The 15,400-nt window shown below is 54.4% G+C and carries 17 protein-coding genes and 1 pseudogene; 5 read left to right on the plus strand and 13 right to left on the minus strand.

Going from position 1 to position 15,400, the window contains the following annotated elements:
• Positions 1-409, minus strand: a pseudogene (locus tag V7680_RS12520) (type II secretion system minor pseudopilin GspK); the annotation flags it as partial.
• Positions 406-1,020 carry a type II secretion system minor pseudopilin GspJ gene (gspJ, locus tag V7680_RS12525; protein WP_335653614.1) on the minus strand — a complete coding sequence of 205 codons (615 nt, stop codon included), beginning with the start codon at positions 1,018-1,020 and terminating at the stop codon, positions 406-408. The gene gspJ and the pseudogene V7680_RS12520, both read right to left, overlap by 4 nt.
• A 107-nt stretch (positions 1,021-1,127) precedes the next feature.
• Here gspJ and V7680_RS12530 point away from each other — a divergent pair, with 107 nt between their 5' ends.
• The 5 genes from V7680_RS12530 to V7680_RS12550 are packed head-to-tail and all read left to right on the plus strand — an operon-like array spanning position 1,128 to position 5,366.
• On the plus strand, positions 1,128-1,769 hold the full coding sequence (locus V7680_RS12530; protein ID WP_335653615.1) for a prolyl hydroxylase family protein: 642 nt from the start codon (positions 1,128-1,130) through the stop codon (positions 1,767-1,769).
• An 18-nt stretch (positions 1,770-1,787) separates the two neighbouring features.
• A complete protein-coding gene (locus V7680_RS12535; protein WP_335653616.1) occupies positions 1,788-2,999 on the plus strand; it encodes an Nramp family divalent metal transporter in 1,212 nt (403 codons plus the stop codon).
• Positions 2,996-3,751, plus strand: coding sequence for a 5-oxoprolinase subunit PxpA (gene pxpA, locus V7680_RS12540; RefSeq protein WP_335653617.1), 756 nt, complete (start codon positions 2,996-2,998; stop codon positions 3,749-3,751). Before V7680_RS12535 ends, pxpA begins: the two co-directional genes overlap by 4 nt.
• Entirely contained in the window at positions 3,751-4,422 is a 672-nt protein-coding gene (locus tag V7680_RS12545) for a 5-oxoprolinase subunit B family protein (RefSeq protein WP_335653618.1), read from the plus strand. The genes pxpA and V7680_RS12545 overlap by 1 nt, the downstream gene beginning before the upstream one ends.
• Positions 4,419-5,366 (plus strand): biotin-dependent carboxyltransferase family protein, encoded by a 948-nt coding sequence (locus tag V7680_RS12550; RefSeq protein ID WP_335653619.1) that lies wholly within the window; start codon positions 4,419-4,421, stop codon positions 5,364-5,366. The genes V7680_RS12545 and V7680_RS12550 overlap by 4 nt, the downstream gene beginning before the upstream one ends.
• Positions 5,367-5,400: 34 nt before the next feature.
• Here the strand turns inward: V7680_RS12550 and rpmE are convergent, their stop codons facing one another.
• The 11 genes from rpmE to tsf form a co-directional block, all read right to left on the minus strand.
• A complete protein-coding gene (rpmE, locus tag V7680_RS12555; RefSeq protein ID WP_067198668.1) occupies positions 5,401-5,631 on the minus strand; it encodes a 50S ribosomal protein L31 in 231 nt (76 codons plus the stop codon).
• Between the two features lie 110 nt (positions 5,632-5,741).
• Positions 5,742-6,200, minus strand: a complete 459-nt coding sequence (gene fabZ, locus V7680_RS12560) for a 3-hydroxyacyl-ACP dehydratase FabZ (protein WP_335653620.1) — start codon at positions 6,198-6,200, stop codon at positions 5,742-5,744.
• 10 nt (positions 6,201-6,210) lie between these two features.
• Entirely contained in the window at positions 6,211-6,858 is a 648-nt protein-coding gene (locus V7680_RS12565; RefSeq protein WP_335653621.1) for an OmpH family outer membrane protein, read from the minus strand.
• Positions 6,858-9,533, minus strand: a complete 2,676-nt coding sequence (gene bamA / locus V7680_RS12570) for an outer membrane protein assembly factor BamA (protein ID WP_335653628.1) — start codon at positions 9,531-9,533, stop codon at positions 6,858-6,860. The genes V7680_RS12565 and bamA overlap by 1 nt, the downstream gene beginning before the upstream one ends.
• Before the next feature lie 139 nt (positions 9,534-9,672).
• Positions 9,673-10,797, minus strand: a complete 1,125-nt coding sequence (rseP, locus tag V7680_RS12575) for an RIP metalloprotease RseP (RefSeq protein WP_335653622.1) — start codon at positions 10,795-10,797, stop codon at positions 9,673-9,675.
• Positions 10,794-11,954: a 1-deoxy-D-xylulose-5-phosphate reductoisomerase gene (locus tag V7680_RS12580; protein WP_335653623.1), complete on the minus strand. Its 1,161-nt coding sequence runs from the start codon at positions 11,952-11,954 to the stop codon at positions 10,794-10,796. The genes rseP and V7680_RS12580 overlap by 4 nt, the downstream gene beginning before the upstream one ends.
• Entirely contained in the window at positions 11,951-12,754 is an 804-nt protein-coding gene (locus V7680_RS12585; protein ID WP_335653624.1) for a phosphatidate cytidylyltransferase, read from the minus strand. Before V7680_RS12585 ends, V7680_RS12580 begins: the two co-directional genes overlap by 4 nt.
• A gap of 2 nt (positions 12,755-12,756) precedes the next feature.
• Positions 12,757-13,425, minus strand: a complete 669-nt coding sequence (gene uppS, locus V7680_RS12590; RefSeq protein WP_442955028.1) for a polyprenyl diphosphate synthase — start codon at positions 13,423-13,425, stop codon at positions 12,757-12,759.
• Positions 13,426-13,520: 95 nt separating this feature from the next.
• Positions 13,521-14,078, minus strand: a complete 558-nt coding sequence (frr, locus tag V7680_RS12595) for a ribosome recycling factor (RefSeq protein WP_335653625.1) — start codon at positions 14,076-14,078, stop codon at positions 13,521-13,523.
• Between the two features lie 18 nt (positions 14,079-14,096).
• A complete protein-coding gene (pyrH, locus tag V7680_RS12600) occupies positions 14,097-14,819 on the minus strand; it encodes a UMP kinase (protein WP_335653626.1) in 723 nt (240 codons plus the stop codon).
• Positions 14,820-14,938: 119 nt separating this feature from the next.
• Positions 14,939-15,400 (minus strand): translation elongation factor Ts (tsf, locus tag V7680_RS12605; protein ID WP_335653627.1); only part of this gene is annotated, 462 nt, incomplete at its 5' end.

The raw sequence follows: 15,400 nt of genomic DNA on the forward strand, positions 1-15,400 counted from the left end.
GCCGCGAAAATTGCGCCAGCCCCTCTGGCCTTGCCGACAAGGTCGCCTGTTGCTGCGTGACGAGACTGTTGATGTTGAAACAATTGCCGCCGTCGGCAAGCGACGCCGTGATGATCCCGCCGGGTACCGGGAATTTCTGCTCGCGGCCATTCCAGCCATCAACGTTGATTGTCCGGCCGGGAGAGGCTGACACAATCTGCTCCGCCGACCGAATCCCGATCGCTTCGGCAGCGATCAGATAGGCCTTGGCCTGCGACAATTCCCGCGCATTGGAGGCGAGCTTGGTCGCTCCCGCTAACCGGTCAATCCCATGGGCGGCCAGAATCGCGATAACGGCCACCAGCAACAACACCGTCAACAGCGCCGCGCCGCGTTCCTTTCCTGGTACGAGGTGTTTTGAATCGCTCACAAATAACCCGTCCCGACCAAAAAGAGATGGCGATACGAGCGCCCTTCCCGTTCAAACCGGATTTCTACTGCACGCGGCAGATCAACCAGCCTTTCCGTGCGCCATCCATCGGACCATTGGCCACGCTTGTCGCGGAAGCGCAGCTCCAGTGAACCAACCCTGGAGATCAGAACCGCCGGTTGATCGGTCGAGCCACCATCGGTCATCCGATACCGCCACCGCTCCAGATTGCCATCGCTCAGCCGATATTCGACCCGTTCCAGATTGGATCGCGCTTCGCCGTTAATATTGCTCTGGCCACCCCGGGTAAATTTCAGAAAGGCCGCCTCGCCCTCCCCTTGTTCGCTGGAGAACGCCGGCATTTGATCGCCGCCATCATCGCGATACGTCCTCGACAAAGCCTGGCTCAAATCCGCTTCCATCAAGGAAACAAAGCGCTGCATTTCAGCCATCTGACCAAGATTTTCGGCGGTCACGGCATCACTATCGACTGCAGATCGCAACATGATCACACCCGCCACCGACAACATCGAAAAAATAAACAGCGCCACCATCATCTCGACCAGAGTGAAACCATTGCGACTGCAGAAAATAGCGGGATTTTTTTTCATGGACTGCGCTTATATGCAAATTGGCTCAAGCCGCAAAGAGCGGTTGCGGTTAACGGCGATTCATTTATCGTTGCACGTGATAGTTGGGAGCCGGCTGGGACGTTCAAATGACAGATGCCAATAATACATCGGCTGACTATCTCGTGGCATTGGGACAAGTGCAGCGCTTTCCGCGCAAGGAAATCGAGCTGTGCATTTTGAAAAACTTCCTGAGTCTCGGGGAATGCGAAAAGCTCTGCGCAATGATCGACGAGAAACGGCGGCCTTCAACCATCGCCGATCCCAATGGCGACAATTACTTCCGAACCAGCGAAACCTGTGACCTCGATCATTCAGACAGTTTCGTAGCGGAGATTGATCAAAGAATCTGCCGCCTTGCCGACATCGACAAAGCATTTGGCGAACCCTTGCAGGGTCAACGCTATGCGGTTGATCAGGAGTTCAAGGCGCACACGGATTTCTTCGATCCCGATGGAGAAGATTTCGCAAAATATTGCACGATCTCTGGCCAGAGAACCTGGACCTTCATGATTTATCTCAATGAGCCGGTTGCGGGAGGCGCAACCCGCTTTCCGCAGTTCAAGAAGAGCTTCACCCCTGTGACCGGAACGATGCTCTGCTGGAATAACCGCAATAGTGATGGTAGCGTCAACGATTGGACGCTGCATCATGGGATGAAAGTCCGGCGTGGCACGAAATATGTGATTACCAAATGGTACCGCGAAAAGCCCTGGCCATGGAATGATTGAAAAGATTGCAGCAAAACGATGAAACTTAGTCGCTATCGCCCCGGCCCCGGCATGATGGTTTCCGCCGCATTCATCGGACCGGGAACCGTTACTGCCTGTACCTTGGCAGGAGCAAATTTCGGATTTGCGCTGCTCTGGGCGCTGGTTTTTGCCACCATTACGACGATCATTCTGCAATCCTTTGCTGTCCGCATTGCGCTGGTCACGCAACTCGGGCTCGCAGAAGCGATGCTCAAGACAATCGCGTCACCGATCGCCCGCGCGCTAGCCGCCTTGCTTCTGATTTCCGCTCTTGTGCTAGGCAATGCCGCTTATGAAGCGGGCAATATGTCTGGTGCCGCGCTTGGCCTCGAAGCAATCAACGGAGGGCCATTGGCCTTTGGCATAGCGCCGGTGATCATCTCCATTGCCCTGTTCGCTTCGGCCATGTTGGTTTTCACAAAACCTAAATGGATAGAGATTATCCTGATTGCGTTGGTTCTGCTGATGAGCCTGGCCTTTCTTCTGACATTTCTGCTCATCAAGCCGGATCTCGGCGCCCTGATGCGAGGTTTCGTGCCTTCCATCCCCGATGGCGGCTTGTTGACTGCGATCGCGCTTATCGGGACCACTATCGTTCCCTATAATCTGTTTCTCCATGCGGCGAGCGTCCGCAAGCGCTGGGATGCGGAACAATTGCCCGAGGCCCAACTGGACACGACGATTTCGATCGGTATCGGCGGGCTGGTGTCGATGACCATATTGGCCACCGCAGCGGCCAGTCTGTTTGGCAGCGGCAAGACAATCGAAAATGCCGTGGATATGGCCCAGCAGCTCACGCCTCTGTTCGGCAGCATGGCGACATTTACGCTCGGGGCCGGGCTATTTGCAGCGGGATTGACCTCCGCCATCACCGCTCCATTGGCCACCGGCTATATCGTGCAGGAAATATTTAAATCATCCACCTCGCGCAGGCCTTTCCAGATCGGCGCCCTGGTCGTGATCGTCTCCGGCACCGTCGCAGCCCTATTGGGATATCGTCCGGTCGAGCTGATATTTGTCGCCCAGATTGCCAATGGTTTGCTGCTGCCCATCGTTGCGCTTTTTCTGCTCAAGCTCGCCAATGACAAGAATTTGCTCGGACAATATGCAAATGGTCTCAAGGCCAATATCTTGGGCGCAGCCATTTTGCTGATCACCACAGGACTGGGCTTCCGGCTAATCGCGCGCGCATTGGGGTTCTGGCCATGACATCGATGATCGACCTGAACGCGGATCTCGGCGAGCATGAGAGTGCCGCGGGCATCGCGCGCGATATCGAAATCATGGATGTTGTTTCCAGTTGCAATATCGCCTGTGGCGGCCACGCGGGGTCGCCGGAAGTCATGCGGACGATCTTGACAGCCGCGAAGTCCAGACCAATCGCGCCTGGAGCCCATCCTTCATATCCCGATCGCGCCGGTTTCGGTCGAAAATCCATCGATATCTCGCTGACGGATCTGGAGGCCAGACTGGCCAAGCAATTGCATGACATCTCCGCTATTGCAGCAGATGTTGGCGTGCCCCTGACCCATATCAAACCGCACGGTGCCCTGTACAATGATGCGCAGGATGACCCTGAGCTCTCCACCCTGCTGGTCGAGATGGCCGGCCGGGCCAATCTTGCTCTGGTCGGTATGCCGGGTTCGTTGATCCAGCAGAAGGCGGCTGACGAGGGCATTCCCTTCATCGCCGAGGCTTTTATAGATCGCCAATATAGCGACAATGGCAGACTGGTTTCCCGCAGTGAAGCGGGCGCAGTGATCCCAGACGAAGATGACCGGATTCGACAAGGTGTTTCTTTGGCGACAGGAACACCGTTTTTAACCCGGAACAACGCTGCGCTCACGATTGCGGCACAGACCCTGTGCCTCCATTCGGACAGCGATGGCGCTTTGCAGACCGCAAAACGAATGCGCACGGCTCTGGAACAAGCCGGTATCACAATCGGGCACGTCAAATAATGACGATAGAAGATCCTGCTATCCACATCTGTGATGACTGGATCAATATCAAACTGCCCGACTGGGAAACCATCATTGCCGCGCAAAGCGCGTTATCTGCCAGCAAATATTGGACAGAGATCATCCCGGGTCTCGACAGCATAGCGATACAGTTCGACCCTGCCCTCATATCACCCGATGAGGCTGCCAGAGTGGCTTCCGAGCAGTTGACAAGCCTGACTGCTCTCGCTGCCGGCTCCCGCCCCGTCGTGACCATTCCTGTCTGCTATGACACGGAGTTCGCTCCCGATCGCGATTATGTTGCTGACAGGATCGGGATTGCAGCAGAGGCATTGCCGTTCTGGCACGCTTCGCAAATGCACCGCGTTGCAATGCTGGGATTCATGCCCGGCTTTGCCTATCTCGAGAGTAGCGAAGCCAATCCGGCCATTGGTCGGCTGGACAGTCCGAGACAATTGGTCGCGGCAGGATCCATCGGCATCATCGGTCGACAAAGCTGTATCTATTCATTCGACAGCCCTGGCGGGTGGCCGATTATCGGGCGAACCCCGCTGCGCTTGTTTGATCCGTCGAACAGCCAACCAACTTTGCTGTCGGCAGGAGATTCTGTACGCTTTGAGTCGATCTCCACAGAAATATTCGACGCCTGGAAAACAGGGGCGGACAAATGAGTATCACGGTTCTGAAAGCCGGGCTGCAAACCAGCTTGCAAGGTGCGCCCTTCACTGGTCATCGGCACCTGGGGATGCCAGCTGCTGGCGCAGCCGATTGCCTGTCGCTTGCGCTGGCAAATTATCTCGTAGGCAAGCCCTCTGGCGAGATCGCCTTGGAAATTACGCTTACGGATGCAATTTTCCAGGTGAACGCTCCCTGCTCGATCGCAGTGGTGGGTGGTGCGACATATGTCCGGATCAACGGCAAAGACCGTCGCCAACATCAGACCGTGACGCTGATCGCAGGAGACAAAATCCATATCGGCCCGAGCCGCCCGGGATGCCGGACCTATCTGGCAATATCTGCTGACATCGAAGCAGACCGGTTGCTGGGTGGCCAGTCAACTTATCTTGCCGCAGGCCTCGGAGGCTACCACGGTCGGGCGCTCGAGACCGAGGATGTTTTAGCCTTCGCACTGGGTTCGAAAACCATAGAGTTGGATCGGACAACGCCAGACAGCCTCAGGCCGCATTTTAGCAATGATCATGTCCTGCGGATCACCCCGGGTCCGGAAGCAGGCGCACTGGACAAGGGCATTCTGGATGACCTGTGTCGGAAGCCATACACATTAGGAGCGCGAGCCAACAGGATGGGCATGGCACTCGAGGGAGAAGCTCTCTTGGCAAGAGAATCATCCAACATGCCAAGTGCGGCCGTTTTCCCCGGAACAATCCAACTGCCGCCCGACGGGCAACCTTATATACTCGGTCCTGACGCGCAAACGACCGGAGGCTATCCCCGGATCGCACAGATCATTCGCGCCGATCGCCATTTGATCGGACAGCTGAGTGCAGGTTCCAGAATACAGTTTGTGAAAACCACGACAGAACGGGCCACAGAAATCCATCAGGAAAAACTATCCCTGCTGTCTTCCTGGCTGGGCCAGATCAAATTGTGGTGAAAAGTCGAGGCTATCGAATAGCCTCAACCTTCGATCAGCTCTTTTTGAGCGACAAACCACCAAAACGCTTGTTGAAGCGAGCCACCTGGCCACCTTGGTCAAGAAGACGCTGGTTGCCGCCTGTCCATGCAGGGTGCGATGACGGATCAATGTCGAGTTGCAATGTGTCGCCTTCTTTGCCCCATGTCGAACGGGTTTCAAAAGTCGTGCCATCGGTCATCTGAACGGTGATCATGTGATAATCTGGATGCGTATCGGATTTCATTTTCGGCTCCTAAACGGGCTGGTTTCCGACCAGGCCCAAAGCGAATAAATTTAACGGAAGCGGCGCATTAACCGCGGAATGGTAAAAGGGCAAGATTCTTTTGCAAAAGCTTATGCCGAAGGCGGGTCGGCGATCATCGCGGTAAAGTTCGCTTCGGCAGCCAGCTTGTCACCGATCATCGCCTGTCCAGAAAACTTACAGACGCGCGCACGTTTCTGTTCAAATTTCACGTTCAGGGACAGCAAGCAACCCGGTTCAACCGGCTGGCGGAACTTCGCCCCGTCAATTGCCATGAAATAGACCAGCTTACCCGATCCAACCATGTCAAAGCTCTCCATCGCCAAAACGCCGGCGGCTTGCGCCAGCGCTTCGACAATCAAGACACCCGGCATGATCGGCCGACCCGGAAAATGCCCTTGAAAAAAACCTTCGTTTATAGTGACGGCCTTGATCGCCCGGATGGATTCATCCTTTATGAGCTCTTCTACCCGATCAACCAGAAGCATGGGATAGCGGTGCGGTAGCACCGCCATCACTTTGGTCACATCATAGTTGAGAAGTTCGGTCATCGTTGCTCAACTAGCGGCTGGCTGGCTGGGCCGCTGGTGGCTGTTGTGGTTGGTTAGCTTTACCAGGTTCCCAACCAGCAGGCGGGGTAATGGATACAGAAGGCACCAACTTGTTCAATTCCAGAACTATCGCATCGGTGATATCAACATGCGGTTCGCGCGCGACAACAGCGTCTGGCGAAAGAACCAGATCGACATTTTTTGTTTTCATGGTCGCTTTAACCGCGGCCTCCAACTTCAATGCGATCTGCTCTTCGACATAGGCGGTGGCAAGGTCTATTCTCTGCCGAAGCCCACTAAGTTCCTGTTTGGCAGATTGCTGCTTTGTCTGCAATGCCTGTGCCTGAGGCTGTACAGATTGCGCGGTTGCACCAGGTTTTTGAACCGCGGTATTATAGGCATCTACAATAGGCTTCATTTCGGTTTGTAGCGCTGCTGCACGAGCATTGATCGCATCAATGTCAGCTTTATACGTGGTCTGCATTTGTGTCATGGCCACTGTATAAGCTTGTGATTTAGCCATCGCCGCTGGGTAATTGGCCATAGCTATACCGGACTTCGATTGTGCGATCGCGGGTACTGACATCAATGCAGGAGCTGTCATTGCTACCATAGCAACTGCGGCTGATTTCAGAATTGTCTTTGAAATTTTGGTCATCAGAATTGGGTTCCTACGTTAAATGTGAATAGTTTAGTATCGTCGCCTGGCTCTTTCAACAGAGCCTTGGCGATGTCGATCCGGAATGGACCAAATGGTGAATTCCAGTTCACACCAAACCCTACCGACAGGCGTGGGCTGATTGTATCACCAAAGAAAGTTTCGGTAAAATTGGTCGCGATCGGATTTGCGACGCCACCGGTCATGGCATCAAATGTGGTTACTGCCTCACCAGCAGCATTGACCGTCAAATATTGAGGCGCTGATTCAAACGTGGGATTGCCACTGCTATCCAGAACAGGATCACCGGCTCCATCGACAATTGGACGTGAGCCAAAGCTCTGGGTTTGAGCATCGGTCAGCAGCAGGGGCGGTGTCACTTTGAAAACGGCTCCGACATCAACAAATATCGAAGGCCTCAGACCAAGTTCACGTGCTCCGGACCCCAGCGGAATTTCAAGTTCGGCCCGTCCCAGATAATAGGCGCGCCCGCCGATGGCGTCATCGGTCTGGCGACCATTGGCTATTTCCACGGGCTGATTGATCGGATTGCCGTTGGTGTCGAGACCCGGAATTGTTGCTGAACGTACGACACGTGGGCCGACACCGCGGATATCAAAACCGCGAATTTGCGGTTCGCCGAGGAAGAAGCGATCGGTCAGCCTGACTGCGTCAATGCCATCGCCCGGGGTCAATGAACGTTTGCTCAGTGGGTGGATATATCCACCTTCAGCGCTTGCTGTAAAAATAAAGTCGCCAAGTACACTCCAGTGTTTGGAAGCATTTAAACGGCCACGGAGATATTTAACGCTGCCGCCTAAGCCAGCAAAATCGAGACTACCTACTATAGATTGACCTCGGGTTGGCCGGACGCGGTTGTCCCTGTCATCATAAATCAACGATGCGCCGAGCGAAGATGTTGTGCGATTGCCCAAGGCATCGCAAAGAAAACGTCCTGCCACCAGCGGATCACACACGTCGCCTGGGCTATTCCCTCTTATTCCGTCATTATTGCTATCCTGGAAAAATAAGGTTGGTTCCAAAGTCACGTCATCCTGGCTGAGACCATAACGGAGCGATGCGGACAGATATTCGGTAATCGGAACACCCGCACGGATTTGGAAACCCGTGGTGAGCTGCTTGAACGTGGTTTCACGATTGTTGTTAACAAAGTTAAAACTGTTTGAGTCTCTTCGGAAAATATCCGCGCCGACTGCAATATTGCGGTCGAACAGATAAGGTTCGGTAAAACCTAGCTCGACCGATTTGGAAAACCTCGAATAGCTTACACTGGCTCGCAATTCCTGACCTTTACCGCGGAAATTCCGTTGCCTTACCGAAGCCTGCAGGATGAAATTCTCAACACTGGAGAAACCTGCCGAAAGTTGGAGTTCGCCGGTTGCCCGCTCTTCAACATTCGCTTCCAATATGATGCGGTCGGGAGCGCTGCCCTGCTTCTGCTCAATTTCCAGTTCTTCCTGGAAAAAGCCTAGCGATTTAATTCGGTTGGCAGAACGCTTGACCTGGAAACTGTTGAACGCGTCCCCTTCGTTCAGGCGGAATTCGCGGCGTACAACCTTGTCCTGGGTCAAGGTATTCCCGTTGATGTCGATCCGTTCGACATAGACCCGGTCACTTTCCGCTACCTGGAACAGAACATCCATTTTCAGCGTTTCTTTGTCCCGGGTAAATTCCGGACGAACATCGGCAAAAGCATATCCGAAAAGCCCGGCGGTTTCGGACAGGCGCTCGACCGTGTCTTCGACCTGCTTGGCGTTGTAGAAATCTCCTGCCTTCATTGGCAGCTGAGGGGTCAGGAATTCCGGAGTGAAATCGCGAATATCGCTTTCCACAGAAACTTCACCGAACTGATAGCGGTCGCCTTCTTCCACCACATAGGTGATGATGAAATCGCGCTTGTCAGGTGTGAGTTCGGCAATCGCTGAAATAACGCGAAAATCGGCATAGCCCTCAGTCAAATAAAACTGACGCAACTTCTGTTGGTCAAATGCGAGGCGATCCGGATCGTAGGTGTCGCTTGAGCTGAAGAAACGATAAAAGCGGGATTGCTTGGTGACCATTTCACCGCGCAACTTGCCGTCGGAAAATTCTTCATTGCCAATGATATTAATCTGCTGGACTTTGGACTTCGGACCTTCATTGATCTCGAAGACAATATCGACGCGATTTTGGTCCAGCTGAACCATCTTCGGCTCGACATTGGCCGCAAAACGGCCCTTGCGCTTATAGAGTTCGACGATTCTCGCGACATCCGCGCGAACCTTTGAACGGGTAAATATCTGCCGCGGGGACAACCGGATCTCGGGAAAGATTTTATCTTCCTTGATCCGCTTATTGCCTTCCAGCAATATGCGGTTGATCACCGGATTCTCGACCACATCAATTACAACCGCGCCCTGATTGTTGCGGATACTGACATCCTTGAACAATTCTGTTCCGAACAGATCCTTCAAGGCCTGGTCGGCAGATTCTTGCGTGTAGGTCTGGCCGATGCGCAATTGCATATAGGACAGGACCGTGGTCGGTTCCAATCGCTGAGCGCCGTTGACTACGATGGATTTTATAGTGTCCGCAGCTGGCACTACCGGCACAGCTTCCGCAGTTACCTGCGCTTGCGAAGGAACAGCCGTGCCACCCAAAATGGTGCCGCACATCAATAAGGGTAGAAGCCGCTTTTTATGATTCACAGACAAACTCGCTTTCACACCATAAACCAAAACAAAATGAAACTGGCACTAATGCACCAACTTCGCGAACCCCCTGCCCCAATGCAGCGAGTCAATCAATGGTCAATCAGCCGGACATCGCCCGGAACAGACCAAAAGAGGACAAATCATTAAATGTAACGACCAGCATGAACACCATCACCAATGCAAATCCTGACCGGAAGGCCCATTCCTGCACTTTCGGGCTGGCCGGCTTCCGCCGAACCGCTTCAATCGCATAGAACATCAGATGCCCTCCATCCAGCATGGGGATTGGCAGCAGGTTGATGAACCCTAAGTTAATTGAGATCAGAGCCACAAATAGAATGAAGGTTTCAAGACCCATCTTGAACTGTTCGCCGGAGACCTGAGCAATTTTGAGTGGCCCACCCAATTCCTTTATGGAACGTTTGCCGGTAATGACCTGGCCAAGCGTGGTGGTAATTTGATCCACGATCGCAACGGTTTTCTCCACCGCAACTACCGGCGCTTCAATCGGGCTAACTTCCCGCCACTCCACTTGACTGGATGACATTCCGAGCAACCCAAGCCGGTATTCGTTCCCGAACCGGTCTTTCATAATATTGACGCCAATCTTGCCCTGCTTGGCGATAAGCTGGCCATCCCGTTCGTAGACAATCTCGACATTCTGATCGGGAAGCAATATTATCTTCTGTTGAAGATCTTCGAACAGATCAATTTTCTCCCCAGCGACGGATATGACTCTGTCTCCGGGTTGCATACCGATTGCCGACGCGGTTGAATTTTCGGAAATTTCTTGCGCAACCGGAAGAGCGGCACTGGTGCCATAGGCGATAACAAAACCCATGATGATCAGGATTGCGAAGATAAAATTGATAGCGGGCCCGGCAATAACAATTGCAGCGCGCTGCCATAGGGATTTGGACTGAAAGGTTTGATTGCGCTCCGCCGACGGCAGATTGAGCCATTCCTTGCTCTTCATGCCCGACGGATCCATGTCTCCGGCGAACTGGACATAGCCGCCCAGTGGCAACATACAGACTTTCCAGCGGGTTCCGCGCTTATCCGTCCATCCAGCGATTTCCTTGCCAAAGCCGATGGAAAAGGTTTCTGCCTTCACACCGCACCAGCGACCGACCAGATAATGTCCCATCTCGTGAACGAACACGAGTACGCCAATGACAATAAGAAACGCCAAAAGCGTCAGCAAAATACCGGGGTTGTCCGTCAAACCTTCAATTCCTCGACCAGTTGCTCGGTCCGAACGCGCGTCTCTTTGTCGATTGCAAAGATATCCGCCAATTCGCTCGGTTCCGGCGGGCTATAACTATCTAACAGCCGCGTTACAATCTCTGTGATGTCCAGAAACTGAACCGCACGGTTGAGAAATGCAGCGACGGCAACTTCATTTGCGGCATTTAGCATCGCCGGCTTTGCGCCGCCTGCCGTGATTGCTGCTCTGGCAATCTTGGTGGCCGGGAAACGGTCTTCGTCGGGCCGTTCGAAATCGAGCCTGCCGATTAACGCGAGGTCAAGAGGCTCGCAATTGGTCTTCATCCGTTCCGGCCAAGCCAGAGCACTGGCAATCGGTATCCGCATATCCGGAGAACCCAGCTGCGCCAGCGTCGATCGGTCGTGATATTCGACCATCGAATGGATCACCGACTGGGGGTGCACCAAAATTTCGATATTCTCGAGACCGACCGGAAAAAGATGGTGGGCCTCGATCAACTCGAGCCCCTTGTTCATCATCGTCGCACTATCGACCGATATCTTGGCACCCATATCCCAATTAGGATGCGCGACTGCCTGCTCTGGTGTCACGCTGGCCATCTGCTCGCGGGTCCATGTTCGAAACGGGCCCCCGCTTGCGGTTAAAGTGATTTTGCGGACTTGATCGACCCGTCCACCCTGCAGTGCTTGGAATATGGCATTATGCTCGGAATCGACGGGCAGCAGCGTTGCGCCTGCCTTTTGGGCCTCGTTCATCATCAAGGCACCTGCGGAAACCAGGGCTTCCTTATTGGCCAAAGCAACAGTCTTGCCGCAGCGCAAGGCCGCGAGCGTTGACGGCAGCCCCGCGCAGCCGACAATCGCGGCCATCGTCCAGTCGGCACCCACGGAGGCAGCCGCAATCAGCGCTTCCGCCCCGCTTGCGGCCTCGATCGATGTCCCTGCCAGTTGCCGCTTCAGCTCGTCATAAGCATCATCATCGGCAACGACCGCTATCTCTGCGGAAAATTCCTTTGCCAATTCGGCGAGCTGGGAAGCATTGCTGTTGGCGGTCAGTGCAACAATATTATATTGATCCCGATGCTGGCGAATAAGGTCCAGTGTCGACTGACCTACCGATCCCGTCGCCCCAAATATGGAGACCGATTTCGTCATGATAGCGCGGACAGGCTGTCAGCAACCATGATCAACGCCACCAATGGTGCAACCGGAATCAAACCGTCAAGGCGGTCCATCACGCCGCCATGGCCGGGGAAGATCGTCCCGCTATCCTTGGCGCCCGCTTTCCGCTTGAGCCAGCTTTCGAACAAGTCGCCCATCTGCGCCAGAACCGCCAGGGGGATGCTGAGCAGCACCAGATAGAAAGGAAGCCCCCAATATACGTTCAGGACAAAGCTGACGGCGGCCGTCAGGACGACCCCGCCGATCAAACCAGCCCAGGTTTTATTAGGACTGAACTGCGGCGCCAATTTTGGTCCGCCGATCGCACGGCCGGAAAAATAGGCACCAATATCGGTGGCCCAGACCAGAGCCAACGTCCAGAGCATGATCAATATGCCATTGTCGATTTCGCGCAAATAGAGGATCGCGAGAGCCGGAAAGCCAGCATAGATTAAGCCCCCCGCGAGCTTGAACGAACGGTCAAATACCGCGACAAACATCGCTGCACCCAGGATCAGACCGAGCCCCAGAAATGATGGTCCGGCTGCCCATGGAGACATGATCGCCAACGGGACAGACAAAGCGTACATCGCCATCCGGCGATTGTCCTGACGCCCTGTCAGACCTGCCCATTCGCTCATGATCCCAAGCGCCATCAGTACAACCAGCAGCCACAAGAACATCCCGCCAAGATATCCCGCCAGCAAAGCTGCTGTGATCAGCAGCACGCCTACAATGATGCGGGTTTGCAGTTCCTTCGACTTGCCGGGCTTCGGAGCAGCTGGTTCATCCATGATCAGCGCCCACCGAACCGTCGCTCGCGGTCTCCGAATGATTTCAGGGCTTTCTCAAGTTCCCCCTTATCGAAATCGGGCCAGAGCGTGTCGGTAAAATATAGTTCGGCATAAGCCGCCTGCCACAGGAGAAAATTGGAAAGGCGCAATTCGCCCGATGTCCTGACCAGCAAATCGAGCGGCGGCAAATCTGCAGTATCCAGACCGCCGGATATATGGTCGAGACTGATCGCTTCAGGCTCGACATCGCCTTGTTTGACCGCGGTTGCGATTTGTTTGACCGCTCTGAGCATCTCGTCCTGCGCACCATAGTTGAGCGCAACCGCCAGGGTCATCTTGCTATTTTGTGCGGTTTTTTCGATGGCACTGTCGATCATCGCGACAATGTCGGGCTCCAATGCCTTGTAATTGCCGATGACCTTCAACCGCACGCCATTTTCGACGAATTCGTTGATGTCCGACTGGATATATTGGCGCAGCAATCCCATGAGATCGCTGATTTCATCCTCGGGCCGGTTCCAGTTTTCCGATGAAAAGGCATAAAGCGTCATCACTTCGATGCCCATCTTCCCGGCTACCCGGACAATATTCCGAACCGCCTCGACACCTTTCTTGTGGCCCAGCGCACGCGGCAGATGCTTACGCTTCGCCCAGCGCCCGTTCCCATCCATGATGATCGCGATGTGACGGACGCCATATGTCGGGTCCGCTACACCGGTTGCGCTTTGCACCGGATCTCCAGAACCACCCTTGGAACGCGTGAGCTTCACTGGGTGAGGATTTCCTGCTCTTTTGCGTCGGCGAGCTTGTCGGCTTCCGCAATCATGTCGTCGGTCAGCTTCTGGACTTCTGTCTCGAGCCGCTTCCGATCGTCTTCGCTGATTTCCTTCTTGTTCTCATCAGCCTTCAGATCATCCATGCCGTCGCGCCGGACGTTGCGGATGGCGATCCGTGCTTTTTCGGCAAATTGGCCGGTCAGCTTCGCAAGATCCTTGCGGCGCTCTTCCGTCAGATCGGGGATAGGGAGCCTGATATTGGGACCATCCGTCATCGGGTTAAGGCCAAGGCCGGCAGACCGGATTGCCTTTTCTACCGGCTGGATATTGCCCTTGTCCCAAACCTGAACCGACAACATGCGTGACTCTGGCACCGATACGGTAGCGACCTGGTTGAGCGGCATTTTCGAACCGTAAACCTCGACCGTGATGGTATCGAGCAGCGCGATATTGGCACGACCGGTACGCAGACCGCTCAAATCATGCTTGAGTGCCTCCAGCGTGCTGTTCATCCTCTTTTGCAGATCGGCCTTGTCATATTTTGCCATTGCTGTTTCCCCTAAATATTATTCGGTTGTTCCGACCATGGTCGCGGTTCCACCGCCACTCAATACGGTCGCCAGATTGCCCTGCTCGCGGATCGAGAATACGACAATCGGTATCTTGTTTTCGCGGCAAAGTGCCACGGCGCTGGCGTCCATGACCTTCAGATTATCTCTCAGAACCTGATCGAAGCTCAATTCGTCATAACGCGTCGCAGCAGGATCCTTTTTCGGATCGGCATTATAGACGCCATCGACACTGGTGCCCTTGAAAAGTGCCTCGCAGCCCATTTCCGCAGCGCGTAGTGCCGCTGCGGTATCGGTTGTAAAATAAGGATTGCCGGTTCCTGCAGCAAAAATAACGATACGGCCCTTTTCCAGATGACGCACAGCCTTGCGCCGGATGTAGGGCTCGCACACGCTCGCCATTGGGATAGCGGACAACACGCGGGTGTCGCAGCCAATTTGTTCGAGTGCATTCTGGACCGCAAGCGCATTCATCACCGTCGCCAGCATGCCCATATAATCTGCGCTGGTCCGCTCGAAACCCTTTGCTGCAGCGGCGAGCCCGCGAAAAATATTACCTCCGCCAACGACCAGACAAAGCTCGAAGCCCGCCTCTTTCGCAGATTTTACTTCGGCAGCGATGCGACTGACCGTTTCCGGATCGATTCCGAATTCGCTCGATCCCATCAGGACTTCACCAGAAAGCTTAAGCAATATCCGCTTGAACGCCGGTCGTTTCATGCAAATCCTATCCCGCCGGAATCAATGCCCGGCCCCAAATACAACAATGGCGCAGACCATAGATAGTCCGCGCCACGCTGCCAAGCGTTACCGCCTGAAATATTCAAACTGTTGCTCGATTAGCCGGCAACCGCAGCAGCAACTTCCGCTGCGAAATCTTCTTCTTTCTTCTCGATGCCTTCACCAAGCTGGAACCGGACATATTCGGTAAGCTTGATTTCGACGCCAGCAGCTTTGCCAGCTTGCTCGACGACTTGCGCGATAGGGGTTTTATTATCCATCACAAAAGTCTGGCTGAGCAGCGCATTTTCCTTGGCAAATTTCGCCATCGCGCCATCGACCATTTTTTCAACAATATTTTCCGGCTTGCCAGATTCTGCTGCTTTTTCGGTAGCGATTGCGCGCTCGCGAGCGAGCATTTCCGGGTCGAGGCCATCAGCATTCAGAGCCAGCGGGAATGCAGCCGCGATATGCATCGCAATCTGCTTGCCAAGTGGCTCGAGAACATCAGCGCCGGCGGTGCTCTCAAGCGCAACCAATACGCCGATCTTGCCCATCGTCGGGGTAACCGCGTTGTGGAT

The sequence above is a fragment of the Parasphingorhabdus sp. genome, assembly GCF_036963705.1.
Taxonomy (GTDB): domain Bacteria; phylum Pseudomonadota; class Alphaproteobacteria; order Sphingomonadales; family Sphingomonadaceae; genus Parasphingorhabdus.